General features: G+C 45.0%; 22 protein-coding genes. 6 read left to right on the top strand and 16 right to left on the bottom strand.

Annotated elements, in window-relative coordinates; translation table 11 throughout:
* Positions 1-28: 28 nt before the first annotated feature.
* From FK220_RS05935 to FK220_RS05900, 8 genes are all read right to left on the bottom strand, one after another.
* Positions 29-787, bottom strand: a complete 759-nt coding sequence (locus FK220_RS05935; RefSeq protein ID WP_152573335.1) for an SH3 domain-containing protein — start codon at positions 785-787, stop codon at positions 29-31.
* Positions 788-829: 42 nt separating this feature from the next.
* Positions 830-2,599, bottom strand: a complete 1,770-nt coding sequence (locus tag FK220_RS05930; RefSeq protein WP_152573334.1) for a BatD family protein — start codon at positions 2,597-2,599, stop codon at positions 830-832.
* Between the two features lie 5 nt (positions 2,600-2,604).
* Positions 2,605-3,441 carry a tetratricopeptide repeat protein gene (locus tag FK220_RS05925; RefSeq protein WP_238718911.1) on the bottom strand — a complete coding sequence of 279 codons (837 nt, stop codon included), beginning with the start codon at positions 3,439-3,441 and terminating at the stop codon, positions 2,605-2,607.
* Between the two features lie 23 nt (positions 3,442-3,464).
* Positions 3,465-4,511, bottom strand: coding sequence for a VWA domain-containing protein (locus FK220_RS05920; protein ID WP_152573332.1), 1,047 nt, complete (start codon positions 4,509-4,511; stop codon positions 3,465-3,467).
* The gene (locus FK220_RS05915; RefSeq protein WP_152573331.1) at positions 4,508-5,506 is read right to left on the bottom strand and encodes a vWA domain-containing protein; all 999 of its coding nucleotides are present in this window, start codon (positions 5,504-5,506) and stop codon (positions 4,508-4,510) included. Before FK220_RS05915 ends, FK220_RS05920 begins: the two co-directional genes overlap by 4 nt.
* On the bottom strand, positions 5,507-7,147 hold the full coding sequence (locus tag FK220_RS05910; protein ID WP_152573330.1) for a hypothetical protein: 1,641 nt from the start codon (positions 7,145-7,147) through the stop codon (positions 5,507-5,509).
* Between the two features lie 23 nt (positions 7,148-7,170).
* Complete coding sequence (locus FK220_RS05905) at positions 7,171-8,037, bottom strand: DUF58 domain-containing protein (RefSeq protein WP_152573329.1); 867 nt, start codon at positions 8,035-8,037, stop codon at positions 7,171-7,173.
* Positions 8,038-8,121: 84 nt separating this feature from the next.
* Positions 8,122-9,123: an AAA family ATPase gene (locus FK220_RS05900; protein WP_152573328.1), complete on the bottom strand. Its 1,002-nt coding sequence runs from the start codon at positions 9,121-9,123 to the stop codon at positions 8,122-8,124.
* Positions 9,124-9,282: 159 nt separating this feature from the next.
* On the opposite strand from FK220_RS05900, the gene FK220_RS05895 reads away from it, so the two are divergent.
* Genes FK220_RS05895 through FK220_RS05880 form a run of 4 tightly spaced genes read left to right on the top strand, consistent with a single transcriptional unit; the run spans position 9,283 to position 12,730 of the window.
* Complete coding sequence (locus FK220_RS05895) at positions 9,283-10,158, top strand: aldo/keto reductase (RefSeq protein WP_152573327.1); 876 nt, start codon at positions 9,283-9,285, stop codon at positions 10,156-10,158.
* A 50-nt stretch (positions 10,159-10,208) separates the two neighbouring features.
* The gene (locus tag FK220_RS05890) at positions 10,209-10,730 is read left to right on the top strand and encodes a GNAT family N-acetyltransferase (RefSeq protein ID WP_152573326.1); all 522 of its coding nucleotides are present in this window, start codon (positions 10,209-10,211) and stop codon (positions 10,728-10,730) included.
* A gap of 50 nt (positions 10,731-10,780) precedes the next feature.
* Positions 10,781-11,536, top strand: coding sequence for an SDR family NAD(P)-dependent oxidoreductase (locus tag FK220_RS05885; protein ID WP_152573664.1), 756 nt, complete (start codon positions 10,781-10,783; stop codon positions 11,534-11,536).
* A gap of 57 nt (positions 11,537-11,593) precedes the next feature.
* Positions 11,594-12,730 (top strand): ATP-binding protein, encoded by a 1,137-nt coding sequence (locus FK220_RS05880; RefSeq protein WP_152573325.1) that lies wholly within the window; start codon positions 11,594-11,596, stop codon positions 12,728-12,730.
* Positions 12,731-12,746: 16 nt separating this feature from the next.
* On the opposite strand, the gene FK220_RS05875 is transcribed toward FK220_RS05880, so the two are convergent.
* From FK220_RS05875 to FK220_RS05860, 4 genes are all read right to left on the bottom strand, one after another.
* Entirely contained in the window at positions 12,747-14,681 is a 1,935-nt protein-coding gene (locus tag FK220_RS05875) for an amylosucrase (protein WP_152573324.1), read from the bottom strand.
* Positions 14,678-15,628, bottom strand: coding sequence for a carbohydrate kinase family protein (locus tag FK220_RS05870; protein WP_152573323.1), 951 nt, complete (start codon positions 15,626-15,628; stop codon positions 14,678-14,680). The genes FK220_RS05875 and FK220_RS05870 overlap by 4 nt, the downstream gene beginning before the upstream one ends.
* A gap of 43 nt (positions 15,629-15,671) precedes the next feature.
* Positions 15,672-16,115 carry a hypothetical protein gene (locus FK220_RS05865; RefSeq protein WP_152573322.1) on the bottom strand — a complete coding sequence of 148 codons (444 nt, stop codon included), beginning with the start codon at positions 16,113-16,115 and terminating at the stop codon, positions 15,672-15,674.
* Positions 16,116-16,369: 254 nt separating this feature from the next.
* Positions 16,370-20,047 carry a T9SS type A sorting domain-containing protein gene (locus FK220_RS05860; RefSeq protein WP_152573321.1) on the bottom strand — a complete coding sequence of 1,226 codons (3,678 nt, stop codon included), beginning with the start codon at positions 20,045-20,047 and terminating at the stop codon, positions 16,370-16,372.
* Between the two features lie 201 nt (positions 20,048-20,248).
* On the opposite strand from FK220_RS05860, the gene FK220_RS05855 reads away from it, so the two are divergent.
* Positions 20,249-20,974: a metallophosphoesterase gene (locus tag FK220_RS05855; protein WP_152573320.1), complete on the top strand. Its 726-nt coding sequence runs from the start codon at positions 20,249-20,251 to the stop codon at positions 20,972-20,974.
* A gap of 61 nt (positions 20,975-21,035) precedes the next feature.
* Positions 21,036-22,031, top strand: coding sequence for an acyl-ACP desaturase (locus tag FK220_RS05850; RefSeq protein ID WP_152573319.1), 996 nt, complete (start codon positions 21,036-21,038; stop codon positions 22,029-22,031).
* Positions 22,032-22,108: 77 nt separating this feature from the next.
* Here FK220_RS05850 and FK220_RS05845 read toward each other — a convergent pair whose 3' ends face one another.
* The 4 genes from FK220_RS05845 to FK220_RS05830 form a co-directional block, all read right to left on the bottom strand.
* The gene (locus FK220_RS05845; RefSeq protein ID WP_152573318.1) at positions 22,109-22,630 is read right to left on the bottom strand and encodes a hypothetical protein; all 522 of its coding nucleotides are present in this window, start codon (positions 22,628-22,630) and stop codon (positions 22,109-22,111) included.
* A 25-nt stretch (positions 22,631-22,655) separates the two neighbouring features.
* A complete protein-coding gene (locus FK220_RS05840; RefSeq protein WP_152573317.1) occupies positions 22,656-23,567 on the bottom strand; it encodes an OmpA family protein in 912 nt (303 codons plus the stop codon).
* 831 nt (positions 23,568-24,398) lie between these two features.
* Positions 24,399-25,952, bottom strand: a complete 1,554-nt coding sequence (gene amaB / locus FK220_RS05835; RefSeq protein ID WP_152573316.1) for an L-piperidine-6-carboxylate dehydrogenase — start codon at positions 25,950-25,952, stop codon at positions 24,399-24,401.
* Between the two features lie 60 nt (positions 25,953-26,012).
* Positions 26,013-26,360 carry a nuclear transport factor 2 family protein gene (locus tag FK220_RS05830; protein WP_166204785.1) on the bottom strand — a complete coding sequence of 116 codons (348 nt, stop codon included), beginning with the start codon at positions 26,358-26,360 and terminating at the stop codon, positions 26,013-26,015.
* Positions 26,361-26,448 lie beyond the last annotated feature (88 nt).

Genomic DNA, 26,448 nt, shown 5'->3' with positions numbered 1-26,448 from the left:
AATGCTATGGTAGATTGTTAAGGAAACCTTAAAAGTCTTTCAATAGCTTCACACTCTCTTTGGGCAACCATCCGGTCTTGCCATCCGCGATGCGGATTTTGTGGTACTCGTTGAAGTCTTCCAACACTTCTACCTTTGTTCCCTCATGAAGTCTGAACACCTCCTGCCCTTGGGTGTTGGGGTCCGATTGTATTCGTACCTCATCCGCAAATACAATGGCGGGCATGTCATCCTTGAAATCGTTGTATTGAATAAATGCAAAAACTACCGAAGTGATAGAAAACATTAAACACACCAAGCTCAGAATAAATGCGATGCGCTTGCGGGTGGAATATCTAAAATAATAAAAAGCAATGTAGAGCAGCACGAATAAAATCATAAAGATTACAGCGGCGTAGGCCCATTGGTCGAAAGATAAAAAATGGGTTATCTGTTTATAGAACCTGGAAAGCCCCATTTCAGGTAGTGCGTCGATAGCGTCCAAAGTCATGTTTTGGGCGTAGCTCAAATTATTTTTTATTTCAGGGTCATCGGGTCGAAGCAGTAGGGCTTTCTCATAATAGTAAATACTTGGGGCGATCTGGTTAAGTTTATAGTAGGAATTACCCAGATTAAAGTAGAGTTCGGCCGAATGCTGGCCTTCGTCGAGAATCGCCAAATAATCTTCAATGGCCATTTCGTACTTACCGTCGTTATACGCATCATTGGCGCGGTCAAAGAGGGCCTCGTTCTGGGCCCATGTCTGAAGACCGGTTAGTAGCAATATGATGGCTAGAATCCTTTTCACGTTTTGTCTTTCAATCGTTACTCTTTTTTATCATGACTTTTTTCAAAGCTGTTTGTCCATTGTCGAAATCACCTCACTCGCCGTATCGTAGTCTTGCTGCATCTGTACATTGGAAAAGGGGCTATAACGGGCCATTTCGCAATTTTTCAAAAGGCTAATGAACCTGTTCCTGGTATCTTCGTCCACTTTCCTTTCCCGTAAAAGCGAGGCTATCTTATCTTTACTAAATTCGGAGGTTTCGATTTTTAGCTTTGCTTTTAAATAGTTATGCAACGCCTTCTCCAAGGCGATGTAAAAAGCCTCTTTATCCCCTAACGCCTTTTTCGCGGTAGATAAATATTTTCTAGCCAGTCGGTTCGCTTTTTTAATTCGGTTTCCTACAACATCTCCCGCCATTGCTTCTCTTTTCTTGCTTAGATAAATGGCGACGGGAATTAGTAGAAGCGGTAGCAGCCACCACAGGTAAAAGCCCGGCGAGCCAAAAAAGTAATTGCTGCCTATTGCGGTAAGGTTGGGTTGTAATTTGATGAAATTGAACTGGTTTCCGGTAGTCACGACTTCCTGTTTGCTCCTTGAAACAACATCGGAGGCACCACTCGTAGGACCTGACAACACATTGATGATGATTTCATCGGAACTGAGGGTTCTGTACTTTTCGGTCTTTGGGTCGAAATAGCTAAAAGAAACGGGGGGAATGGGATACTTCCCCTTAAAGGACGGTACGATGGTGTAGTTATTGCTAACCTTCCCTTGTGATCCGGAGAGTGTCGTACGTACATTTTCCTCAAATTCCGGTTCGTATACTTCTAGGGAGCCTGGGAGACTGGGTTCTGGTAGCTGAAATAGTTTAAGGTTTCCTTTACCGCGTACCTCTACCTTGGCCTGTAGCGATTCCGACGCGTTGAGATCGGTCTTGCTGGTAGTGACCTCAAAATCAAAATCGCCCACGGCACCACTAAAATCGGCAGGCTTGCCTTGTTCTGGCAGTTGTCTTACGTTCAACGTACGTCTTCCGGCAGAAACCGTTTTGTTGGTCGAGGCGTACACGGCGCGTCCAAAAAAATCGCGACGAGCTGTAGGTACGTCAACGGTGACCTCCAATGAGAGTGGCTCAATCTCCAACTTACCGGCCCGTTGTGGATAGAGCACTACTCTTTTTAACACCACATAACGGAAGGGTTTTCCTTGATAGGTCCCATTTTGGGCATTGAGCCGGGTGACCGGAATGTCTTGACTCCAAAAGTTGTTGTACTTGGGATTATCTAATGGCCGGTAGTTCGAAACACTGATCGTTGGACTCACATATAGTTTGTAGACCACGCTCACCGCTTCATTTAAAAAGGGAGTTATTTTGGAAACCTCCGCCACCAGGTGGAGGCTTTCGTCGGCTACGTCGTCGACCGTCATTTCATCGTTGGGCTTATCCACAGCGGCGGTAACTTCGACCTGTTTCGGACTTGATTTATAGGTTTTCCCCTTGATGACGATAGAGGCCTGTCCGATAGAGAATTTACCTCTTGCCGTGGGTGCCAGGGTATAGGAGTAGGTTTTGGAATAACTACGCACACCATTGATCCAAGAGGAGCTAATTGCTTGGGAAGGCCCCATTAAAACCTTAAAACCCTGAAAATCCGGGGCAATAAAATCATCGCCGTCCTGGTTCATGGTAAAGTCTACGCGCAAGCGCTCGTTGATGCCCAGCTTACTTTTGCTCAGCTTTACCTCAAAAGTAACCTCATCGGCACTTTGCGCCTTAAGAAAAAAGGCAAAGGCCAATAGTGGTAATAAAATGATATATCTTTTAATACCCATGGGCATTACCAGTCTTTCTCGTTCTTTACTTTAACACCTTTTATTTTTTTGGCATCTATCTTCTCCTGTACTTTCTTCTCTTCTTGCTGCATGGCTTCCAAGAGGTTCTGTATCTGTTGCTTACTCAACTGATTGGGGCGTCGTGGTTGCTCTTCTTTCTTATCACCTTCTTCCGGTTGTTTCTTCTGCTCCTCCTTTTTGTCCCCGTCACCCTCCTTGTTATCCTCTTTATTTTCATCTTGTTGATCTCCTTCTTCACCTTCTTTATCCTGATCTTTCTGTTCTTGTTTGTCGTCGTTTTCTTTTTGGTCTTCGTTTTTGTCTTTTTGGTCGTTCTTATCTTTCTGATTCTCGTCCTCTTTGTTTTGGTCGTTCTTGTCCTGCTCTTTTTTCAACATTTCTTTGGCGAGCGCTAAATTGTAACGGGTTTCCTCGTCTTTTGGATTGTTCCGCAAAGCTTCCTTATAGGCCTCTACCGCTTTCTGATATTCCTTTCGTTTCATGAAGACATTTCCCATATTGTGATAAGCCTTGTGCTTATCGGGCTTTTCACTCGCCAGTTCCCCCGCTTGCTTGAAACGTCCGAAGGCTTCACTGTAAGTAGCATTATTGTAGTAGGCATTACCCAAATTGAAAGGTGCCGCGGGGTTTTTGTCACTCTTGGCAATAGCCTTTCTATAATCTACCTCTGCTTCTATGAACCTATTTTCCGAAAGGTCTTTGTTGCCTTCCCAGGTAAGGTTTTTTGATTCTTTGAGGGCATTTAATTGCTCTTTGTCGTCTTCTTGGGCAAAAGAGACAGCGTTACTCAACCCCAGAACGAATATAACTATCAATTTCAATTTCCTGTGTTTGTACATTTTCCTTATTCCTCCAATTTTTCATTAAACAAGTTTAATTGACGAAGCCACTTGGTCTTTTTGTCCAAAACGAAGATGTCTAAAAATAAGAATAATAGTCCTGCCCCCAGAAACCATTGAAACTGGTCTTTGAATTCGGCAAACTGTTTCGCCTCGAACTCCTTTTTATCCATTTGCAATAATTGTTCCTTAATATATGCTACGGCCTCATCGGTATTGGTACCGTCAATGTACTCCCCGTTGCCCTCCTCGGCAATATCGATGAGCACTTCCTCGTTCAATTTGGTAATGACCACTTCGCCTTGGGAATCTTTCTTCAGGCTTTCAACCACACCGTTTCGTTTTAGGGGTATGGGCGCACCTTTACTCTTGCCTACTCCGATGGTGTAGATTCTTATGCCTTCCTCCACAGCCTTTTCGACCGTATTCAGGGTGGCGTCTGCCGAATGGTCTTCCCCGTCGGAAATAATGAACAACACCCGGTTGGTCTGTTCCTCGTCGTCGTAGTAGGTAGTAGCCAGTTCCAATGCTTGGTCAATGGCGGTGCCCTGGGAGGTAAGCATGTCGGTGTTCATGCCCTGCAAAAACATTTTTGCCGCTCCGTAGTCGGTGGTAATCGGTAACTGTGGATAGGCCTGCCCCGCATAGGCAATTATTCCGATACGGTCACTCGCCAATTGGTTAATAATTTCAGAGACCAGGCGTTTTGCCTTTTCCAATCGGTTAGGGGCAATATCCTCGGCCAACATACTCTTGGAGACATCAACGGCAAATACAATATCGACCCCTTCGCGTTTGACCGTTTCCAATTTGGTACCCATTTTCGGGTTCACGAGCCCCAGTGTTAAAAAGGTGAGTCCGGCCAAGAAGAACAACAACTTCAAGGTTGCCTTAAAATTTGATTTATCCGGGGTCAATCTTCTGAACAATTTTGCATCTGCAAATTGTTTTTGGGTGCGCCTTTTCCAAATTTGCAACAACAGAAAGAGCACTACCAGTGCCGGGATGATCCCTAACAGATAAAAGTATATTTTCTCGTCGAGCTGAATCATATAAAACTTTTAAAAAAAGTATTTCTAACAACCCATTCGATCAACAGCAAAGCCCCTGCCAACAATACCCAAGGTCTAAACTTCTCTTCGTATTTGTAGTATTTGAATTCTTCAATTTCGGTCTTTTCCAGTTTGTTGATCTCGTCGTAAATCTCTTCCAATTTTTCATTGTTGGTAGCCCTAAAATATCTACCTCCGGTAGATTTGGCGATGTCTTTGAGCAATTCCTCATCAATCTCTACTTGCCGCATGCCATATCTGAAAGACCCATCGGCATTGTAAGCGATCGGGGATAAGGCATTTCCGTTGGTGCCCAAACCAATGGTATAGGTCTTTATATCGAACTCCACGGCTAGGTCGGCCGCTGTCTGAGGTTCTATGAATCCTGAGTTGTTGACCCCGTCGGTCAGTAGAATAATGATCTTACTGATCGCTTTGCTTTCCTTTAAACGGTTGACCGAGGTGGCCAAACCCATACCGATCGCGGTACCATCGTTCAATTGTCCGTAGGTAATTTCCCTTAGGGCATTCAACACAATCGATTTATCGCTTGTAATCGGGGTTTTGGTATAGCCTTCCCCTGCGTAGGCTACCAGTCCTATACGATCATTAGGCCGTTTTTTAATAAAGTCCGCCGCTACCTTTTTGAGAGCGGCCAATCGGTTCGGCTTTAAATCCCGGGCCAACATACTCGACGACACATCGATGGCCATCACAATATCGATTCCTTTTGTGGTTTTGGTCCGAGTGGAAATATCTTCGGTCTGGGGTCGGGCCATGGCAACTATTATCGCTGCCAATGCGAGCAATCGAAAGACAAATAATACAGGCTTCAATCTGGGAAGAATCCCTTCCTTGGCGAAACCTTGGATACTGGAAATCCGCAGTGAGGCGTTCTGCTCATGACGTTTAAAAAAATACCATAGAACGGCCACAGGAAGCAACAACAGCAACCAAAAAAATTCAGGGTTTGCAAATTCGATATTTTCGAACATTTAGACTTCTGTTTTTACTTCTATGGTTTTAAGGATGCGATCCACGATTTCTTGTGCATAAGGGTCTTCTTTAAGCCATGTTAGTGCCACCTGTTGTTGAAATTGTTCTCCTCCGAAACTCAAGATCAGATAATTGCCATTGACCAGGTCTTCTTCCCCGGGAACAACGAATTTACCGCTTCCATAGGTCTTTATTCCCTGAATGCCACTGACGGTGGTAAATTCCTCCTGTTTAGTGATGATGTTCTTTGTACCTCTGCTTTCCAAGCCCTTTAGGTAGTTTTCAATGGCCAAGTCAAGTTTGAATTCAGCTCCTTTCGTCAAAATTAGCGATGATGCCTCGATTGAAAACAAACCTGCCAAACTTTGATAGTTAAAGGTGCTTATCTCCGAGATAGCCTCCTTTTCCTCGGCGGACAAGGATACCTGCTCCCTTTTGAGCACTTTGGGGGTTTCCAATAATATGGGGGGATATCCATAAGAGCTTGCCACCCATTCCCCATCGAGCAATTCTTTTGTAGGGTGCCCAAGAACGGTGTCCTTCAGATACGAGAATCCATAACGGGCGATGGCAATGGCAGAAATTGTAAAAAGTAGTGCAAGCACTGCGGCGGAACCGATGATGATTTTGCGTCGTTGTTTTTTGCGGTTGTATTCCTCCAGGAATTCTGCCTGCTGCATCAATTCTTCCTCGGTGGGTTCGGGAAGGGCCTCATGGGTTTTTATCACGATTTGTTCAATCGATTTGCGGTCTTGCTCTGCTACGGTTGTGGGCGGTTTTGATTTCGCAAATTTTACCAAATCGGCGGTCTGCAGGATTTTCTTGAATTGATCTAGCGTATCGTCATCCAATTCGAGCTCTCCCGCATCCTTTAGCATTTCAAGCTTATCGATTAACTCGTCGGTAGTGCTTTCCAAGGCTGAAACGTGTACATCTTCTTCGAGATAGGAGCGAACGATGTCCGTTAATTCGGAATAGTATTGTTTGTATTCATCTTGAATGAGATACTTTGAGTTCTCTAGTTTTTTCAACTCAAGTAATGCCCGATCGTAGGGGGGCAACAGCGCTTCTTTCTCCTCCTCGGTCAGCGGTTTTTTCCGAATCACAAACCAATAGAACAATACACCGAGTACAAATAATCCGAGCACGATGCCAAGCATAATTTTCCACAATTTGGCATTGCTTTTTTCTACTTCCATCAAAGGTTTGATATCAAACATTTTCTGGGTAGTGGTGTCTACAGGCACCGTAGCAACGTTCACCATCAACGAATCGGTGAAATATCCCCTGCCATCGATCTCGATACGCTGGGCGGGGAGCTTATACACGCCGGAATCGAACTGGGTAAGTGCATATGTCTTTTGAAGTGCCATCCGATCTTTTTTCCTGGTCGTATCGGTCTTGAAGGCTTCAACCGTTTCCAAGGGAGAAAAGGTTTGTCCCTCAGGAAAGATAACCTGTGCGGTAGTATCGGTTTCTACCAGTACCTTCCACATAATCTGATCGCCTATCTTGATAAAGGTAGTGTCTACTTCGGAGGATATCCTGGGTGGGGTTTGAGAAAACAGCTGAAGCGATACCGTAAAGAAGCACAGGAGACAACATCGTTTTAAAAACGATGACACTACGGTGTTTGACATGTTTAGGTTTCTACTCTTCATAGTTACGCCCTTCGCTTAAAATAACCCAATAGTTTTTTTACATAGCTCTCGTCTACCCGACAATTAAGGGTGCCACAACCCGATTTGGTAAAGGTGTTGACGAAATAATCTTCCCTTTCCCTATGGTATTTCCCGTAAGCAAGCCGTACCTTTTTCGATTGAGTATTTATCAAACGTACCGTGCCGGTTTCGGCGTCGCGCATTTGCACCATACCTATATTGGGAATACTTTCTTCCCGTTGGTCGTATACCCTAATCCCTGTCACATCGTGTTTATTGCCTGCGATTTTAAGCGTTTTTTCATAGTCGTCGGTGATAAAATCGGAAAGAATGAACACGATAGCCTTCTTCTTCATGACACTACTGAGGAACCTTAAGGCTTCCGAAAGGTCGGTCTTGTTACTTTTAGGTTTGAATTCAAGCAACTCCCTGATAATGCGCAATACGTGACTTTTTCCTTTTTTGGGAGGAATGTAAAGCTCTACGGTATCCGAAAATAGCATGAGGCCCGCTTTATCATTGTTTTGTAAGGAAGAAAACGCCAAGGTTGCCGATATCTCCGTGATAATTTCTTTTTTGAACCTGTTGGTAGTCCCAAAAAGCTCGGAACCACTTACATCGACCATCAACATCATGGTCAACTCACGCTCTTCCTCGAATACTTTGACGAACGGTTCGTTGTAACGGGCGGTAACGTTCCAATCGATACTTCGAACATCATCCCCGAACTGATACTGCCTTACTTCGCTAAAGGTCATACCCCGCCCCTTGAAGGTAGAATGGTATTCCCCACCAAAGATATGATCGGACAGACGGCGCGTCTTGATTTCGATCTTTCGTACTTTTTTAAGTAGTTCCTTGGTATCCATCTTATCAGTGGGCAGTTTTCAGTAATAACAGGAAGTTGGTTCAATTGTATTTTGAGCTACTACCACAGTGACTGCCGACTTTTCTTAGGGCACTTCAATCTCGTTTACAATCTTGTTGATGATTTCTTCGGAAGTGATATTCTCGGCCTCGGCCTCGTAAGTGATGCCAATTCGATGTCTTAAAACATCGTGCACTATGGCGCGTACATCCTCTGGCACTACGTAGCCCCGTCTTTTGATAAAAGCATAACACTTGGCAGCATTCCCCATATTGATGCTTCCCCTCGGGGATGCTCCGAAACTAATCAAGGGTTTTAGGTCGGCCAAATTATATTTTTCGGGATACCGTGTGGCAAAAACGATATCCAGGATATATTTTTCGATTTTTTCATCCATGTATACCTCCCGTACCGCCTGTTGCGCACTCAAAATCTGTTTTAAGGTCACCACGGACTTGACCTCTTCGTAGTTGCCTAGAAGATTCTGGCGCATAACCAGTTGCTCTTCGTTCATTTTGGGATAGTCGATAATGGTTTTCAACATAAAACGATCTACCTGGGCTTCTGGCAGGGGGTACGTACCTTCTTGCTCTACCGGGTTTTGGGTAGCCATGACCAGGAAAGGTTTATCAAGAATAAAGGTTTCATCGCCAATGGTGACCTGTTTTTCCTGCATGGCTTCCAGCAAGGCGGACTGTACTTTCGCGGGAGCCCTGTTGATTTCATCCGCAAGGACAAAATTAGCGAAAATGGGCCCTTTTTTAATCGAGAAATCGTTGACCTTCATATTGTAGATCATCGTTCCTATGACATCCGCCGGCAAAAGGTCGGGAGTAAACTGAATTCTGCTAAAACTTCCTTTAACGGCTTTTGCCAAGGTATTGATCGCCAAGGTTTTTGCAAGTCCTGGAACTCCCTCCAGCAAAATATGCCCTTGTCCCAGTAGACCGATCAATAACCGTTCGACCATATGTTTCTGGCCTACGATTACCTTGTTCATTTCCAACATCAGCAGGTCTATAAAAGCACTTTCCTGGGCAATTTTCTCGTTCACAGCGCTAACGTCTACTGCAGTATTTTCTTCCATATAACTTTATAAGATTTTGGTTTTGATTGGTCCGGTATCAAACAGAGGTGCAAATTGAAAATTAAATCCTTGTTTTGCTGTTAACGATTGGTTAAAAAATAGCTGAAGCCCCGATATTTATGAAGTTTTTAAGGGATTTATTTTTAATTTCACTGGCTTATGAAGAACAAGATCAAGTATTCGAAAATTATTGCCGGCACGATGACATGGGGTCGTTGGGGAAAGCGGTTTCCTTTGGCCCAAATGGTCAAAATGATCCATGGTTGTGTCGACCTTGGAATTACCACTTTCGACCATGCGGATATCTACGGCGATTATACTACCGAGGCGGAATTTGGCAAAGCGTTTTCAAGCAGTAAGACAAAGCGCGATAAAATTCAGCTGATTACCAAATGTGGTATTCAATTCGATACCAAGGAACGTCCGAACAAGGTCAAGCATTATAATTATTCGAAAGATTACATCCTTTGGTCGGTCGACCGATCGCTGCAAAATCTTCAAACCGACTATATCGACCTTTTATTGTTGCATCGCCCCAGTCCGTTGCTGTCCCCGGCGGAAATTGGCGAGGCTGTCGACAGTTTGAAGAATACCGGAAAAATAAGGGACTTCGGCGTATCGAACTTTACACCTTCCCAGATAGCCCTTCTGGAGACGGTGCTTCCGGTCTCGGGGAACCAGATGGAGTATTCACTCACCGCCAATGAGGTTCAGTACAATGGCATCTTGGATGACTGTATTGTGGGAAAAAGAATAGCGATGTCGTGGAGTCCGCTGGGGTCTTACTTTAAGGAAAATACCCCAAAGACCCAACGGATACAAAGGGTGTTGGAACCCCTAACCGAAAAGTATGATGCTACCGAAGATCAGTTGTTGCTGGCTTGGATTCTGAGGCACCCCGCAAACATTCATCCCGTTGTGGGAACCGCTAATGAATCCCGTTTAAAAAAGTCGGTCGACGCCCTAAAGATTCAAATGGAATTGGAGGATTGGTTTCTACTATTGGAGGCGAGCAAGGGTTCAGAAGTGCCTTAGGTCTTTCTTGAAATAACGGATTTTGTCCGCCAAAGAATACTTTTCTGATTATGGAAACAAAGATCATTCGAATTCGGCAATTAGAACTGAGCGATACCTCGCAATTGGCCGCGCTTGCAAACAACAAAAACATATGGGACAACTTGAGGGATTATTTTCCACATCCCTACACCCAAAACGATGCCAAATTCTTTATTGAGCTTTCGGGAAAACAAAAGCCAACACATAATTTTGCGGTTGAATTCAACGGTGAACTCTGTGGGGTGGTTGGCCTAGTGGCTCAAAAAGACGTTTACAAAAAAACGGCGGAAATAGGCTATTGGATCGGAGAAGGCTTTTGGGGAAAGGGGATTGCCAGTGAAGCAGTACGACTTTTGACAGCGTATGGTTTTAGTGTCTTGGGTTTCGTTCGGATATTTTCAGGGGTCTTTGAATACAATATAGCTTCGATGAAAGTTCTTGAAAAAAGCGGTTTTAAAAAAGAAGCTATCTTTAAAGATGCAATCTATAAGAACGGAAAGATTTACAACGAACACAGATATTACCTTCTTAATCGGGAACACGCAGTTTGATTGTCCCATAATTAGTAATAGTCAATAGACGTATGCAAAACGAAGAACATATTAAAAAGAATGCCCTTATTACAGGTGCGACCAGCGGTATTGGGCTGGCCACCGCGAGTCTTTTTGCAAAAAAGGGAATTAATCTTATCCTATGTGGCAGAAGACAGGAACGTTTGGACGCCCTGGCAGCGGAATTGGGAGAAAGGGTGCGGGTGCACACCTTGAATTTTGATGTGCGAAATCGGGAATCGGTTTCGAAAGCCATCATATCGCTTCCGGAGGAATTTTCCAAAATTGATATCTTGATCAACAATGCCGGCAATGCCCATGGCCTCGACCCCATCGATGAAGGAAGCCTCGAGGATTGGGATGCCATGATAGACATCAATGTAAAAGGGCTCTTGTACGTTTCCAAGGCCATTTTGCCTCAAATGGTTGGGCGAAAGACAGGGCATATCATCAATATTGGTTCTACTGCCGGGAAAGAAGTTTATCCCAAAGGCAACGTCTATTGTGCAAGTAAGCACGCCGTCGATGCCATCAATCAAGGAATGCGTATCGACCTGAATCCCTACGGAATACGGGTAGGTGCGGTAAATCCAGGCCTGGTCGAAACAGAATTTAGCAAGGTTCGCTTCAAGGGGGATGAAGCGCGCGCGGAAACCGTGTATCAGGGCTTCCAGCCGTTACGGCCCGAAGATATTGCAGATATCGTCTATTTCGTGGTCAGCCGCCCGTACCATGTAAACATCGCCGATTTGGTGGTAATGCCAACGGCCCAGGCCTCTTCGACCATCGTAAACAGGAATGCATAGCCTGTCGACATCTGAATGTGCCTAACCGTCAGACCGACCTGAAATACGCAACGCGACGTGATCAATAAACGCCTTCTCGTAAAAAACCTACTCGCCCATAACGACGAGAATAGTTTTTATGACAAGAAACGCTTTCTCGATATCGGCCAACGGGAGGGCAAAGCAAAATTCTTAAAACACGTCTGTGCCTTGGCCAATAGTAATCCCGAAAACAATTCCTTTATTGTGGTCGGTGTGGAGGATGAAGACAATAAAATTGTGGGGGTCGATTTCTTTGATGACAGCAAGATCCAGAATCTTGTAAATGCCTATTTGGACAATCCGCCCTTGATTTCCTATGAGAACATTCCCTTTCCGCACTTGCCGGAAGGAAAAGTAGTCGGATTAGTCACCATACGTTCGAATGGCAAGGTGTGTTCATTGCGGAAAAACATCTGGAAGTATTACGGGGGTGCAGTTTTCTTTAGGGAAGGAAGCATCAGTATGCCCAAAGCATATGGTATTGAACTAAAAAGTATCAACATGGATGCCGTTGCCACTATTGAGCAACATGCCAAGAACAATATTGAACTTACCTTGGATAGTGTCATTGATTTCATCAATCATCGCCACCCCGATATGGAAAGCAACTATAAGGTCTTTAAAGAACAGTTTGTGGTTTGCTGGGCAGGCAATCAAAAAAAAGTCAAGGGCAAGACCTACTTTTCCCGGGTCGACATCGAATTGATCAACGAACAGGTAAAACTGTTTTATTCTACCTTGGATGAGGTGACTATCTCCTACGATGAGGATTCTTTCGCAACCATTGAATATGTTCAGCTAGGACTTGGTGCCAAACAGCGATACTATCCGTTGGAAAAGGTGGTGATTACCTTTGAGGAGAACGGTACGTATCAAATTCAGTCCGAGCTGATTTTTGATCCACCCCAGTACGATAGGAAGACGTTACACCATATTTTCAACGCGAATAATTCCCTGTTGGCAAAGCTCGGGAAGAACATTGCCTTAAAGCCTTCCGAAGAAGAAGATTTACAACATTTGCCAGACACTTATTTGATTTGCTACCTCAATGGATTCGAGAACGCCAAGGATAGGCTAGATGCTGCACGTTCCCTACTCAAGGGCCGCAATCCGGAATTATACCTAAGCCTTAAGGAATCGTTGCGAATTTTGCGCAAGGTGAAGTATAACTAGGAGTCCTGAACAGGTACTATGTCTTTACCAGCCACAACAATTGATACGGTTTCAGTTTCAGGGTATCATTGACAAACCTTACGCTTCTTCCTGAAATCAAATCCTTGGGCTTGGCTTGTTTACCAAAGGAACCCAATCTGATGTGATCGATGATTTGGGGTGAATTATCGAAATTGCTCACCACCAGAAGCCCGATATCCTTTTCCGAAGTCCTTTCAAAAATCAGGACATGGGGATTATGGCCATCATACAATGCGAAATTATTATGGTCTGCAAATACGGGCAGCTGTTTGCGTAAACGAATCAATTTTTGGAGTGAAAAGAATATCTTGGAATGATAGGTTTCTTTTGTGTCGAGATTGTCAATGACCTTCCAGTCCTGATAGGGTCGATTCACCCACCGGTTGTCTTCTTTCTTGTCCTTGTCCTTCAGATAGGAGTAATCGTTTAATGTACCTATTTCGTCTCCGGCGTATATGAGCGGGATACCGCCATAGGACAGAATGATGCCGTGCAACATCACTATTTTGTGGATTGCTTCTTCTATTTTTACCTTATTATCCTGTTCAAGTGCCTTTTCCAATCCGAGCAGAGAGGAACAACTTCCTGTAATCCTTCCATCACCATTCTTTGGGTTATACATAAATAGGTATCCTTTAGCGGGAGACCATTCGATTTTTTGGCAATAGTAATCCAACAGGAATTTGCGATGCGTTTTCGCATCCCAGCCCACCTCATGAATATACTCATCCTTAAACCCTAGGCCTATATCATCATGACAGCGCACATAATTTATCCAAGTAGCTTCATCGGGTTTTTTCGGAAGGTGCCCGATGTTTTTGTAAAGCAGTATTGTTTTTTTGGTGGCGATGGCATCCCACAATAAGGCCATCAACGTAGCGTTGTACGCAATTTCACATTCGTTCCCCTTGGTGGGACCAGATCCAAAATATTTAACGATTTCGTCGGGTGCGACGATTGCCTCGGCCAAAAAAACGACCCCTGGGGCGACTACCTGTAGACATAACCGGAAAAGGGATATAAGGGCGTGTGCTTCCGGTAAGTTTTGGGATTGGGTACCCAGTTTTTTCCACATAAAGGCCAAGGCATCCAAACGAACCACGTCGACACCGAGATTTGCCAATTTTAGCAAATTGTCGAGCATGGCTATGAATACCTCCGGATTCGAATAGTTCAAGTCCCATTGGTACTGGTTAAAGACCGTCATCACCCATTTTTGCATCTCGGCATTATAGCTAAAATTACCGGGAGCGGTTCTTGGGAAAATCTCGGGAAGCTTTTGCTCAAAGGCATCAGGGATACTTCTATCGTTATAGATATGGTAGAACCGCTGGTATTTGCTATCGCCTTTCATGGCTTTTTTGGCCCACGGGAATTCGTTCGAAGTATGGTTGGCGACAAAATCCAACATCAAAAGCATGTTCTTATCACGCATTTTTTGGGTAAGCCTCAAAAGGTCTTCTTTCGTACCGAACCGTTCATCGACCTCGTGGTAGCTATTCACGGCATATCCCCCGTCGTTTTCGCCATTGGGTCTTGGCGTAATCGGCATAAGGTGTAAAAAGTTCACGCCTAATTTCTCAAAATATCCTAGCTTATTTTCCAACCCTCGAAGGTCACCGTTAAAGTGATCCACGTACAACTGCATGCCCACGAGCTGTTCGGATTGGTACCAATTGCCCTGTTTTAGACGGTTAAGGTCCTGAAGCTGAAGCGAACGGGGCCGTTCCTTAAAAAGCTCGGGTAAAACCGATACTAATTCTTTGAAGGATTCTGTATGGTTTTTTTCTGGATAGAGCGAAAAAAACAAGTCTTTGATCAACGTAAGGTTCGTAGACAGCCTCAGTTTAAAAAGGCCATCCAAATCGTTGGTACCGGTCGAATCGGGATATGCCGAAGCGATTAGTCGATGAAGGGAAGCTTGGTTCATTCTATGGCAAGCAGTTGTGATTTGGTGGGCAGTGACGGAATCGCCCCGTAGTTGGTTGTGGTAATGGCTCCGGCTTTATTGGCATTCTTGACCATTTCGGCCAGCATGTCGATATTCCCGAAAACTTCCTCGGCCTCCTTAAGGGCTGCGATTTGTTGGAGCAGGCATCCTATGAACGCATCACCGGCCCCAGTGGTGTCTACTGGTGTAACGGATACGCTTGGGATAGTCTTCTTGATTTCCGGGGTGCTGAGCAAGGTGCCCTTGTTCCCTAAGGTGATTGTGATGATTTTAGTGCCAATTTCGTGCAGCACATCGCAGCATTCGTTCAAATCGTTTTTGCCCGTGAGCAATTGGGCCTCCTCCAAGCTAAACTTTCCAAGATCTGCCTTTTCGATAAATGGTTGGCATTTTTTGATAAATATATGTTCCTCCTCTTTCCAAAGATCTCCTCTAAAATTAGGGTCGAAACTTATAAAGGCACCTTGTGTCAAGGCATCGAAAAAGTAACGGCCGTACGCTTTTTCCAAGTCTCCACCGAGCAAAGCGGTAGCAGCGCCCAAATGAAGCAAGTTGTCCTTGATGCTTTTTTTCAGGCTGGAGTCGTATTTTAATTCCTTATCTGCCCCACGACTGAAAACAAAATCGCGTTCGCCTTCTTCTGAAAGCGATACAAAGGCCAGCGTAGTAAAGGTCTTAGCGCGCTGTGCGAAGGAGATATCGACATGATTGTCCTTTAGGACGTTTAGTAGATAGGTACCGAAGGGGTCTTTTCCAACACAGCCGATAAACTTACTATTTCCGCCTAACTTCGCTATGGCGCAGGCAACATTGGCAGGAGCACCACCAGCCTTTTTGGTAAACAAATCTGCTTTGGAAAGATCGCTACCTTGTTTTTCGGCAACAAAATCAATCAATAGTTCTCCGATACAAAATACGTGTTTCATTCGTATTGTACTTGATATCGGAAAGGTAAACACAAAACGGGCCTTATTCCAAAATTTTATAGGAAATAATGGTGAAGTAACTTTTTGAGGTATCAAGGCATAGCGATTCCCGCGCTTTTGCTTCAACGACGGAGTCAGCTGTCAACTCTTTGGGCTCCAAAACAAAATTAACCAACATGCGATCTTTTGTCCGGGGCATATGGGTAATACCCATACCTCTTTCCACGATTTCCATGATTTCGGTCAAAAACACGTGTTCCCTGGAAACATCGCATATATCCTTCCCGGAATCGTAACCTTCGATTATTTCAAGTTTAAAGGTTACCTCACCGGGATTCGAAGATGGGATTTCGGGAACATCTTGTTCCGACACTTCCTCCGTATCAATGTTTGATGAGGGCATCACCTCTTCTTCAACAGTAGTTGGGTCAAGTGAATTGCAGGCCAGGTAGGGAAGCATAACCAGTATTACCAATAAGCTTTTCATAGAATTATGTGATTTAGGGTACTTAAAATTAAGGGATATACCGATCTATTGTTAATTTTTAACATACTATCCGATGAACTACGTTGTCATCTCAAAATTGTCTTTAATCTAAATAATTCCACGACGGGTCTGCCTTTAGGATTGTCAGCATCGCGAAATTTTTTCTTCGAATGGGTTTTATGGGATAGAAGAAAATAGAAAAGGGCACGGAGAGATCGCCCCGTGCCCTTTTCGGAAGAAATTGGAACGAACTATTATTTCTTCACAATATTGAAACTCTTGTTGGTATTCTTGCCTGTAATCTTTACGATGTAGAGTCCGGTTGGCGCCGCTGACGCATCCCATGAGAACGTCTGTTTCGCATCGATATCGGCTTTCTCATAAACGAGCTGCCCCAACATATTATAAACTCTAGTGGTTACTCGTGCATCGGCATTGTCCTTGAGCGAAAAGAAGAACTCCGAAGTTGAAGGGTTCGGCCAAACCGTAGTGACCACGTTGCCTTCTACCTCGACCAGGCTTTGGCTTTCCAAGCCGTCTTCCGCAACCCTCGAAGCTGGGTCGGCTTCTGCCGCAGCGGCTTCCTGTACCATTCCAAAAATTTGGAATACTTGGTCTTCCGGTGGCGCGGTGAAAGCTACCGACTGCGGTGTCCAATCGATGGCTCCAAGTCCAAATAGATTGGCTGCATCTTTAAATGCCGCCTCGTTCCCGATTACTTGGGCCTGTGTAAACCAGAACCATTGATTACCGCCGTCAAAAGCTAGGTTAGTATACACCGATAGCCAGTAGGCTCCGCCGGTCAACTCTACCTCTTCGGGTAGTGGTAAGTTCAAATTGTAATCGGTAGGCTCCGAATCCGGAACAATCGACCCACTGTTGTAAATCTCCTGTCCGGGAAGACCATTGTTGTCGGTGTATATCACCACGGTAGCGTCGGTTATGGCAGGCGCCCCGTTGACCGCTCCATTCGCAATAATATTGCGAATTTTCCAAGTGCTTCCCTCCGGGATTACAAAATCATCCGCTGATTGGGCAATGGCGCCGCCGAAATCAAGAAAGTTTTGGGACGGACTGCTGCTGGAAACCGGTCCGGTTTGTTCGTAAATAGCTGGTTCTATCACATTTATGGTGAAGCCTTCCGAGACTTGTTCCCGACCCTGTTTGGCGGTCAGTTCCACAACACTAGATCCCTCCACCCCAGGCTTGATCTCGATAATGAGCTTGTTGCTTCGAATACTAAAGGATTCGACCACATCGGGGTTGATGACACGGAAGGTGACCTTGGGTTTTTTACCCTTTGAACTAACAAAAAGGTCTTTGATATCCACTTCGATGGGATCACTATCGATGGGAACCGTCAAATCTGGCAGTAGCCGCGCTACACTTAAGGTAGGCTCAGGTCTCGGGCGTACGTAGAAATTGGCGCTGTAGACCCCGTTACCGTGCACACCTGCAGCAACAAAGCCATCAGCACGTGTCTTCACTTGAACTACCACGCCGTTGCCTATACGAATCGGTTCCCTGAACCACTGCGTGTTTTTACCTTGTAATCTGTAGGTGAAGTATAGTCCGGTGCTGGTACCCACAAAATAGCCATCGTTGTTACCGTTCATGGCAAACCATCGTACAGACGGACCGTTACCCGAACCGTCTCGATTCTCTTCAAGGTTGCCACTGATATCCCTCCATGATTCCCCTGCATCGCGTGAAACGAATACACTGGGAATACCGTAGTTGGAAAACACGATGAAAACGCGATCGGAGTTTTTTGGATCGACATATACGCTGTTGACATTTCCTTCGGGAAGACCTTTCCCTGTTGAGATATCTACGGCTTTCTGGCCATCGACATTCGAATTGTCCATCCTGAACACCTTCCCGGAGTCGGTTCCGTAGTACAATCTACTGGCTACCGGAAATTTGGAAACATCCATAGCCGTGATAAATGACCCGTCGGGGGTAATCGTTTCCTTAAGTTCTACCCAATTGACACTGGCCGGGGCATTGGAAAACAAGGGCACCTCGTCCAGATTGTTGTTCCTCCACATGCGATCCCCAGCTGGCATATACATGATATTGTCGTTGATGGGATCAAGCAGAAAGGGTGCAACGAAGTCGAAGTTGCTTGCGCCTGCAGGAGTAATTCGTGTAAAGCTTTCGAATTCACCCGCTTCATCAAAGTTTAATCGATATACATTTCCAAACTGGGAAGACACATACCGGGTACGACCTCCGTCTGCAATGGCATTGTAAGATCCATCACCCCCGAAATCGTCTATCCAGGGATCGTTAATGTTTTTGGAATCGGTAAACCAAGTACCGTTGTCCTGAAAACCGGCCAACAAATCATCACTATTGCCCTCAGGGTCAAAAGAAATGGCATAGGGTTGGGTCGTGATGTATTTATTGTTTAGGGAGGTCCAGGCTACAAAGTTCTCCGTATCGGTAATGTCCTCCGTAAGCTGAACTCCCCCATCATTGGCCGAAATAGCCCTATCGGGGTTGGAAGGTAAAAATACCAAATTGTGCTGGTCGGGATGATGGTTGGGGTAGAGGGCAAAACTATCGCTGAGATTGGTGTAGCCCCCAATCCATCCTTCGAAACCGGTAGGTGTTGTAAACCCTGTGGTAGAGCGATACAGGTTGGTGCCTCCCAAAAACACCAAATCAGGTTTGGTAGGGTGTACCTTGATAATCATGTTATAGGCCCCTTGAAGGTTGAGATTACCTGCCCTTCCACCTATGGCAACGGGCAAGTTGGCACTTAAATCGACCCACTCTTCCTCAGGTGTCTCCGCATCGGCTTGGTACCTCCATAGGAAGGCTTCTGAAAAATCGGCCAAATTGAATGAGAAGAAGTAGATACGATTTTCATCGGAAGGGTCGTATGCCATAACGGTTCTACCGTAGGCCGGAATAATTCCTTCCGGGGTAATGGGTGTCCACTCATCCCCATTATCGGAGACGAAGAAACCGGCGTCGGGTCCGCTAAAAATATCGACCGTGGCATAAATCTTCCCTTCAGGGGTAATCATTACTTCGGTCTGGCTGTCCCTTGCGCTCGGTAATACCAGGTTAAAATTCTGCCCACCGTCTTGGGAACGAAAAAGCCCTTCGAAGGTCGCAGCATATACGTCGCCGTTTTTAGGGTCGATGGCAATGCTATTGATAATGTCCAATGATGTAATGGAGGTGAGGTCGTTATCGTTTGAATTTGTTAGTCGAAACCAAGTTCGACCGTTGTTCACCGATTTGTAAACGCCTGTTCCGGTGTAAAAGGCCCCTGGTGCAAAGGCCGAGTTTCCGAAACGCTCACCGGAGGCATAGTACCAAACATTTCTGTGGCCTTGTCTCGGATCTTGTACAATGGAGGTAATACTCGGTGACTGAAAAGGAAGGGTTACTTTCCTCCAGCTTTGGCCCAAATTGGTAGAACGCCAAAGTCCGCCGGAAACACCTCCGGCAAACACAATGTTCTCATTCCGCATATCCAACGCCAAGGCACGGGTTCGGCCACCGACATTTCCGGGTCCCCTATTCTTCCAATATTGGAACTTGCTTTTGGCAAAAGTTTCGGAAGATTTATTGGTGGCTTCCGATTCCAAACTACGCTCCTTGATATTATCGGAGAATTTTGCCTCCAATTGCTTGATGTCTTTCGGAATCGTCTTGGTGTACGGATTGCGCAATTGCTTTTGCTCAAACTTCCAACGATCAATGGCGCGATCGCCCACTGCCTTGGGTTTCTCACCGGTGGGTCCGGTTTTACTGTCATAGATTTTGGATTGTTTGTAAAGCGCATGACCCTTTTGGGGGGCATCTTCGTGCGTGGTTTTTAACTCTTGGGCATTTGTGTTGAAGGCCAAAAGGCACATCAAGCCGAATGCAAGAAAGAGATTAAAAATTTTTCGGGGTAATAGTGTTTCCATACAGTGATTTTTTAAATTATTTAGTCATCTTGGAAAGTATAAAAAAAAGTTAATTTTGTAGTCCTTTTTGTAAGAAGATCGACGAAATACACTCCAAAGGTTTAGCACTTTGGCAAATAGTGGATAAGAGTATGTTCTACAGGTTGATCAAATGGTCTTTTTGGGATATCTTTGAAACTTGTCAAAGCTCGATTTTGTGGTATGAGAACATTGGTAATAGGGGATATTCACGGGGGTCTCAGGGCTCTGGAGCAAGTATTGGAAAGAGCAGATGTTTCTCCGGAAGACCAGCTGATTTTTTTAGGTGATTATGTCGACGGATGGAGCCATGCCGTGGAGACTGTTGATTTTTTGCTTCGACTGGGAACCACCCATCAATGCATTTTTATCAAAGGCAACCACGACGAACTGTGCCATGATTGGTTAATACATAGAAAAGACAATCCGTTGTGGCGACAACATGGTGGCGAGGCTACGATGAAATCATATAGTGCTGCCAGTTCTACTACCATAGAGCGACACAAGACCTTCTATGAAGGTTTGGAGAACTATTATCTCGATGATGAAACAAGATTATTCCTACACGCTGGATTCACCAACTTGAAAGGAGTGGAATTCGAGTATTTTTCAAAAACGTTCTATTGGGATCGAACGTTATGGGAACTGTCACTTTCACTAAATCCAGATCTATCGAAAGACAACTCCTGGTACCCGAAAAGATTGACCCATTATCGTGAGATTTATATTGGCCATACGCCGGTAACACGAATTGGAAAAACGACTCCCCAAAACGCCGCCAACGTTTGGAACGTGGATACTGGTGCCGCATTCAAGGGCCCGCTCTCGATTATCGATTCCGACACAAAAAAGATATGGCAGAGCGATCCCGTACATTTGTTGTATCCAGGTGAAACTGGGAGAAACTGAAAAAAAACCCAATTCCTATCGGGTTACGCTTTTATTGTCGAACTTTACAAAAAAAGTTTACATGTCGACCAAAAACATTAGACTCGAGGTGATGCAGGCCATAGAACCCCAGGTAGCGGGTTTCATGGAAGATTTTTTGATTCCTATCGAGGACATCTGGCAACCGTCCGATTTCCTTCCCGATTCCCAAAATGACCGTTTTTTGGAGGATGTTGAGGAATTACGTGGTGAATCGAAGGAACTTGGCTATGATTTTTGGGTTACCATGGTCGCCGATACCATTACCGAGGAAGCGTTGCCTACCTATGAATCATGGTTGATGGATGTCGAGGGGGTCGACCAGCATTCCGGAAAAGATAATGGATGGTCGAAATGGGTCAGGGCATGGACGGCGGAGGAAAACAGACATGGTGATGTGCTCAACAAATACCTCTACCTTTCCGGAAGGGTGAATATGCGCGAAGTGGAAATTACCACGCAGCATCTTATATCGGATGGGTTTGATATCGGCACCGATAGGGACCCTTACAAAAATTTTGTCTACACTACTTTTCAAGAATTGGCTACCAACATCTCCCATAAGCGGGTAGGGCAGATGGCTAAGAAAAAGGGAAATGCACTCTTGGGAAAAATGTGTACGATTATCGCGGGAGACGAAATGCGGCACCACTTGGCCTATCGGGAATTCGTAAAGACCATTTTTGGGGAGGATCCCAGCGGAATGATGCTGGCTTTTGCCGATATGATGAAGAAAAAAATCGTAATGCCCGCACACTTTTTAAGGGAATCTGGAGGAACCATCGGAACGGCCTTCGAGAACTTTTCCAACTGTGCACAGCGTTTGGGTGTTTATACGGCAATGGATTATATCGAAATACTTAAAAAATTAAATGCATATTGGAAACTGGAAACCGTACGATCCCTGAACGAGGAAGCCGAAAAAGCCAGGGACTATCTCTTAAAACTCCCGGCCCGTTTGGAACGGATTGCCACAAGGATGAAATTTCCAGAGGATCAATATCGTTTTAAATGGGTCGAAGCCAATGGAATGGTGTAGGTTATTGTTCCAGTGAAAATTAAAAAAATCCGATGTATTCCAATACATCGGATTTTTTTAATGGGGGAAGCTGTGGATTATAGTTTTCCGTGATCGTGCTCATCTTGCCATTTTGCAAGATCGGCCCATTTTCCTTCATAACACATTTTTGCCTGCATTGGCCACGATGCCGGATCGTGTACCTTGTAGCGCTCACCGCCTCCATCAAGAACCTCCTGACATTTGGCAACCGCGGTTTCCGAAAGTGCCTTCCAGGTTTTAATACCGGCGTCATGGAACATTTGCTCGATTTTTGGGCCGATACCTTCGACCACCTTTAAGTCATCTTGTTTAATGGTCTTTCCCATGGCTTTTTTGGCGGCATCCGCATCAAAGGGAATCACTGCTACTGCGGGATTTGCCGACGCTGACACTTTTTTGTTACAAGCATCCAAATCGGCCTGTAGCTTGGCATTCTTGTCCTGCAATAATTTAAGGTCTGCGGAGTTGTCGATGGTCGTGCTTCCACCCTTACCGATAAGATATCCTAATATTCCCGAGATGATTCCAACGAGGGCGGGGAGTAACCAGCACCAAATGTTCATATTTTCAAAATCCATATTATTCTATTTTTAGGTTTATTATTTATTTCATTAGTGTTACGACCGTTCTTCTGTTTTTAGCCCTTCCTTCTTCAGTGGCATTACTCTCCACCGGGGAATCGGGACCTTCAGAGGTAGCAACTATCTTAGTATCGGCAATACCGTTTTGGATAAGATACGCCTTTGCAAAATCTGCACGGCCCTGTCCAAGCCTCATATTCGTGACCCTTCTTCCTTCGTTATCGGTATGGCCGACCACCTTAGCCTTCGCATTGGGAACCTTGTCAAGGTATCTGGAGATATCGGCTACCTTTTGCCGCTGCTCCGCAGTAAGGTTGATCGACGCCTCACCGGTATCAAAATAAAGAACCAACGGATTGGCGACTATCTTGTCATATAAAGCATTTAATTCATCCTCGGAATCGGCGGCCCTATCGGCCAAGCTATATTCCACCGGACCAAGATACATATTGTCCTTAGGCACCATCTCTTCCATAAGTTGGCCCATCGTATTGATCTGGGTAGAAGAGATTCCGTTTTCGACCATGTGATTCTTTACCGCATTGGCCCGTGCCAGACCAAGATTGGGAAAAGCGGAATCATTCGATTCGCTTGCTTTGTAATATCCTGTGACGTTGATAACCTTACCGGCATTTTCGGTCAAAAAGGTCTTTAAGCTAGCAATACCATCGATGACTTTTTGGGATAATGGCATTAAGATCGAAGAGGACGACACATTAAAATTATAATTGTCGTTTTCATTGTACGCATAGTCGCCATCGCTAAAAGCAAAGGGATATGAAGTGGCTGAAGGTTCTGCCGGCATTACCGTCTCTTTCACAGGTTCTTCCTTCGCTACTGTTGTGCCGCAGGAACTGCACAGCTGCACGTAGAGAAAGGTACCCCCTATGATTGTAATGAGAATCCCGAGCAGATTCGTTGTTGTTTTTGTCATTGTTAATAATTGTTTAGTGTTCTACCTAGCAATGTATTAAAAAAAACCTTAAAATGTTAAAAAAAAGTATTTATGTTGTTGGTCAAATCCGGTAGATGATCGCCCAAACTCCTACTCAAAACGAGGAATACAACCAATTTTACCGACCAATTATACAATTTTCATTACCAGTTGTACAACGGGAGTTGATAGGCATTGCCAGTCTTCCGATATTGCGACAAAATTTTGCTATAGGCCCTATCGCTCCCGACAACGTTCCGGCATTGCGATAGGGTCTTGATATTTTCGCCGAGCAGCCGAAAGCTTGCAAAAGTGCAGATCAAAATCTCTGGCAGGCTGTCGGTGCAACTGTTTATACGATCAGCGTGTTAACCTTTATTATTTAAAAGACACTAAGCCATAAAGCAATGGTTTGGATATGAAATGGAAGAAAACATCCTGCAAGCATTTACCATTTATACATTAATTTAAACCAACCATACAATAGCCATGGGCCGCAGTTGCAGGAATGAATATATTTAACCTATCAAATTAGAACACCTGATGAAAGCCGAAATTTTAAAAGTACTGACCTTTATCTGTATGGTAATATTACTGGGGCTGCAAAATCTACTCCGCGGGAGTTGGCGTGTTCAGGAAGTAAAAAATACAAAAAGCATATCCGGAAGCTAGTCTGGGACTAACGTTCCGCGTAAATTTTGAGTTAGTTTAGTTGGTTAATCCCGCTATTTTTTAAGAACAACCCGATCGGGGGAACGGGGAGGTTCATGAAAAGTAGCGGGTTTTTTTGGTAAGCCAGACAGTGTTGAAACCTGTCCGGCCTTATTTTATCTAAAGATCAAACTTGATCCCTTGGGCAAGGGGCAGTTCGGTCGTATAATTAATGGTGTTGGTCTGTCGACGCATGTAAATCTTCCATGCATCCGAGCCGCTTTCGCGGCCGCCACCCGTTTCTTTTTCACCGCCAAAGGCCCCACCTATCTCGGCCCCGGAAGTCCCGATATTGACATTGGCGATGCCACAATCGCTTCCTGCCACCGATAGAAAGCGTTCGGCCTCTCGAAGGTTGTTGGTCATTATGGCCGAGGAGAGGCCTTGTACCACCCCGTTTTGAATGGCGATGGCATTTTCTACTTCACCGGAATATTTCAATAGATATAATACAGGGGCAAAAGTCTCATGTTGTACAATTTCAAAATGATTCTCCGCTTCGGCAATCGCAGGTTTAACATAACATCCGCTTTCATAGCCTTCCCCGCCGAGCACACCGCCTGCGACAATCAACTTTCCGCCCTCTGCGACCACTTTCTCCAATGCGGCCTTGTACATGGCTACGGCATCGGTATCGATCAACGGGCCCACATGGTTGTTTTCATCCAATGGATTTCCAATACGCAATTGTTCGTAGGCGGCAACGATGGCATCCTTAACTTGATCATAGATCGATTCGTGTATGATCAATCTTCTGGTTGAGGTACAACGTTGTCCGGCCGTGCCTACCGCTCCGAATACGGCTCCGATGACGGTCATTTTGATATCGGCATTAGGTGTGACGATGATGGCATTGTTTCCGCCCAGTTCCAAAAGCGATTTCCCCAATCGCGCAGCCACTGCTTGTGCGACGATTTTCCCCATTCGTATCGAACCGGTGGCCGAAACAAGGGGGATACGACCATCTTGGGTCATAAACTCCCCTACTTTGTAATCGCCATTGATCAGGCAGGAAATACCTTCAGGCAAGCCATTCGCCTTAAACACCTCTGCGGCAATATTTTGACAGGCGACCCCGCATAACGGGGTTTTTTCAGAAGGTTTCCAGACACAAACGTCACCGCAGATCCACGCCAAGGCCGTGTTCCAAGACCACACCGCTACTGGAAAGTTAAATGCCGAAATAATACCTACCACCCCCAATGAATGATATTGTTCGTACATACGGTGTCCGGGCCTTTCGGAATGCATCGTGAGTCCGTGCAACTGTCTTGAAAGCCCGACCGCGAAATCACAGATATCGATCATCTCTTGCACCTCGCCCAGTCCCTCCTGATAACTTTTCCCCATTTCATAGGAGACCAATTTCCCCAAGGGAGCTTTCAACTCTCGAAGACGGTTCCCGAACTGACGAACGATTTCACCCCGTTGGGGAGCTGGTTTGGCACGCCAGATTTTAAAGGCCTCGGTCGCGGTGACCATTACCTTTTCATAATCCCCTTTTGAGGTAGTCTTGACCTTGCCGATCAGGGCTCCATCAACTGGGGAATAGGATTCAATGATTTCCCCTGAGGAGAAGTTTTCGGTACCTGTTGAGGTGCCATTATTGATATTTTGAATACCCAAGGCTTCAAGGGCTTGATCGATTCCAAACTCGATTGCAATTTTTGACATTTTATAACTTTTTGAACGTGGAGTGTTATATTTTTTGCAAAGCTACGAATAAAGAGTAGTTTATCCTTCTTTTCGTATCACGGTTACCTTGGTAATTTTTTCGTTTTCCACTTCATAAATCAGCACCAGTTCCAAAACGCCATCGTTTCCATTTCTACCAGTGATGCTTTCATGGTCAATGACTTTGTTACCAAGGATAGTTCGGGACAAAATAGTGGAATGCAGTTTCGGAGACGCCTCGAAAAGTGCCGTATAGAACGATTTGCAGGCGGCGGCTCCTTCCATTGTCTTTGTCCTATCGGAAAAGTTATAAAATACCACGTTGGAATCGATGACCGACATAAACCCATCAATATCCCGATTGTTATATGTTTCCAGCTGTTTCTGTACTACTTGTTCAGGAGTCATTTTTTGCGAACTTAGGATTTGGGTCATAAACAGGACGATGAATAAGGCTATCGACGAAGAGCGGTACCTTTTTCCGTTAGTTGTGTTG

Source organism: Pelagihabitans pacificus, from assembly GCF_009371985.2.
Lineage (GTDB): Bacteria > Bacteroidota > Bacteroidia > Flavobacteriales > Flavobacteriaceae > Pelagihabitans > Pelagihabitans pacificus.
This window is presented reverse-complemented; position numbering and strand designations above follow the sequence as displayed.

What these genes read in the sequence shown, in the direction of transcription:
- FK220_RS05890 (WP_152573326.1), top strand. Translation starts at nt 10,209, where the DNA reads ATGGAAACAAAGATCATTCGAATTCGGCAATTAGAACTGAGCGATACC.
- FK220_RS05895 (WP_152573327.1), top strand. Translation starts at nt 9,283, where the DNA reads ATGAAGAACAAGATCAAGTATTCGAAAATTATTGCCGGCACGATGACA.
- FK220_RS05930 (WP_152573334.1), bottom strand. Translation starts at nt 2,599, where the DNA reads ATGGGTATTAAAAGATATATCATTTTATTACCACTATTGGCCTTTGCC.
- FK220_RS05845 (WP_152573318.1), bottom strand. Translation starts at nt 22,630, where the DNA reads ATGGATTTTGAAAATATGAACATTTGGTGCTGGTTACTCCCCGCCCTC.
- FK220_RS05870 (WP_152573323.1), bottom strand. Translation starts at nt 15,628, where the DNA reads ATGAAACACGTATTTTGTATCGGAGAACTATTGATTGATTTTGTTGCC.
- FK220_RS05910 (WP_152573330.1), bottom strand. Translation starts at nt 7,147, where the DNA reads ATGTCAAACACCGTAGTGTCATCGTTTTTAAAACGATGTTGTCTCCTG.
- FK220_RS05865 (WP_152573322.1), bottom strand. Translation starts at nt 16,115, where the DNA reads ATGAAAAGCTTATTGGTAATACTGGTTATGCTTCCCTACCTGGCCTGC.
- amaB (WP_152573316.1), bottom strand. Translation starts at nt 25,952, where the DNA reads ATGTCAAAAATTGCAATCGAGTTTGGAATCGATCAAGCCCTTGAAGCC.
- FK220_RS05920 (WP_152573332.1), bottom strand. Translation starts at nt 4,511, where the DNA reads ATGATTCAGCTCGACGAGAAAATATACTTTTATCTGTTAGGGATCATC.
- FK220_RS05840 (WP_152573317.1), bottom strand. Translation starts at nt 23,567, where the DNA reads ATGACAAAAACAACAACGAATCTGCTCGGGATTCTCATTACAATCATA.
- FK220_RS05860 (WP_152573321.1), bottom strand. Translation starts at nt 20,047, where the DNA reads ATGGAAACACTATTACCCCGAAAAATTTTTAATCTCTTTCTTGCATTC.
- FK220_RS05830 (WP_166204785.1), bottom strand. Translation starts at nt 26,360, where the DNA reads ATGACTCCTGAACAAGTAGTACAGAAACAGCTGGAAACATATAACAAT.
- FK220_RS05915 (WP_152573331.1), bottom strand. Translation starts at nt 5,506, where the DNA reads ATGTTCGAAAATATCGAATTTGCAAACCCTGAATTTTTTTGGTTGCTG.
- FK220_RS05900 (WP_152573328.1), bottom strand. Translation starts at nt 9,123, where the DNA reads ATGGAAGAAAATACTGCAGTAGACGTTAGCGCTGTGAACGAGAAAATT.
- FK220_RS05855 (WP_152573320.1), top strand. Translation starts at nt 20,249, where the DNA reads ATGAGAACATTGGTAATAGGGGATATTCACGGGGGTCTCAGGGCTCTG.
- FK220_RS05850 (WP_152573319.1), top strand. Translation starts at nt 21,036, where the DNA reads ATGTCGACCAAAAACATTAGACTCGAGGTGATGCAGGCCATAGAACCC.
- FK220_RS05905 (WP_152573329.1), bottom strand. Translation starts at nt 8,037, where the DNA reads ATGGATACCAAGGAACTACTTAAAAAAGTACGAAAGATCGAAATCAAG.
- FK220_RS05875 (WP_152573324.1), bottom strand. Translation starts at nt 14,681, where the DNA reads ATGAACCAAGCTTCCCTTCATCGACTAATCGCTTCGGCATATCCCGAT.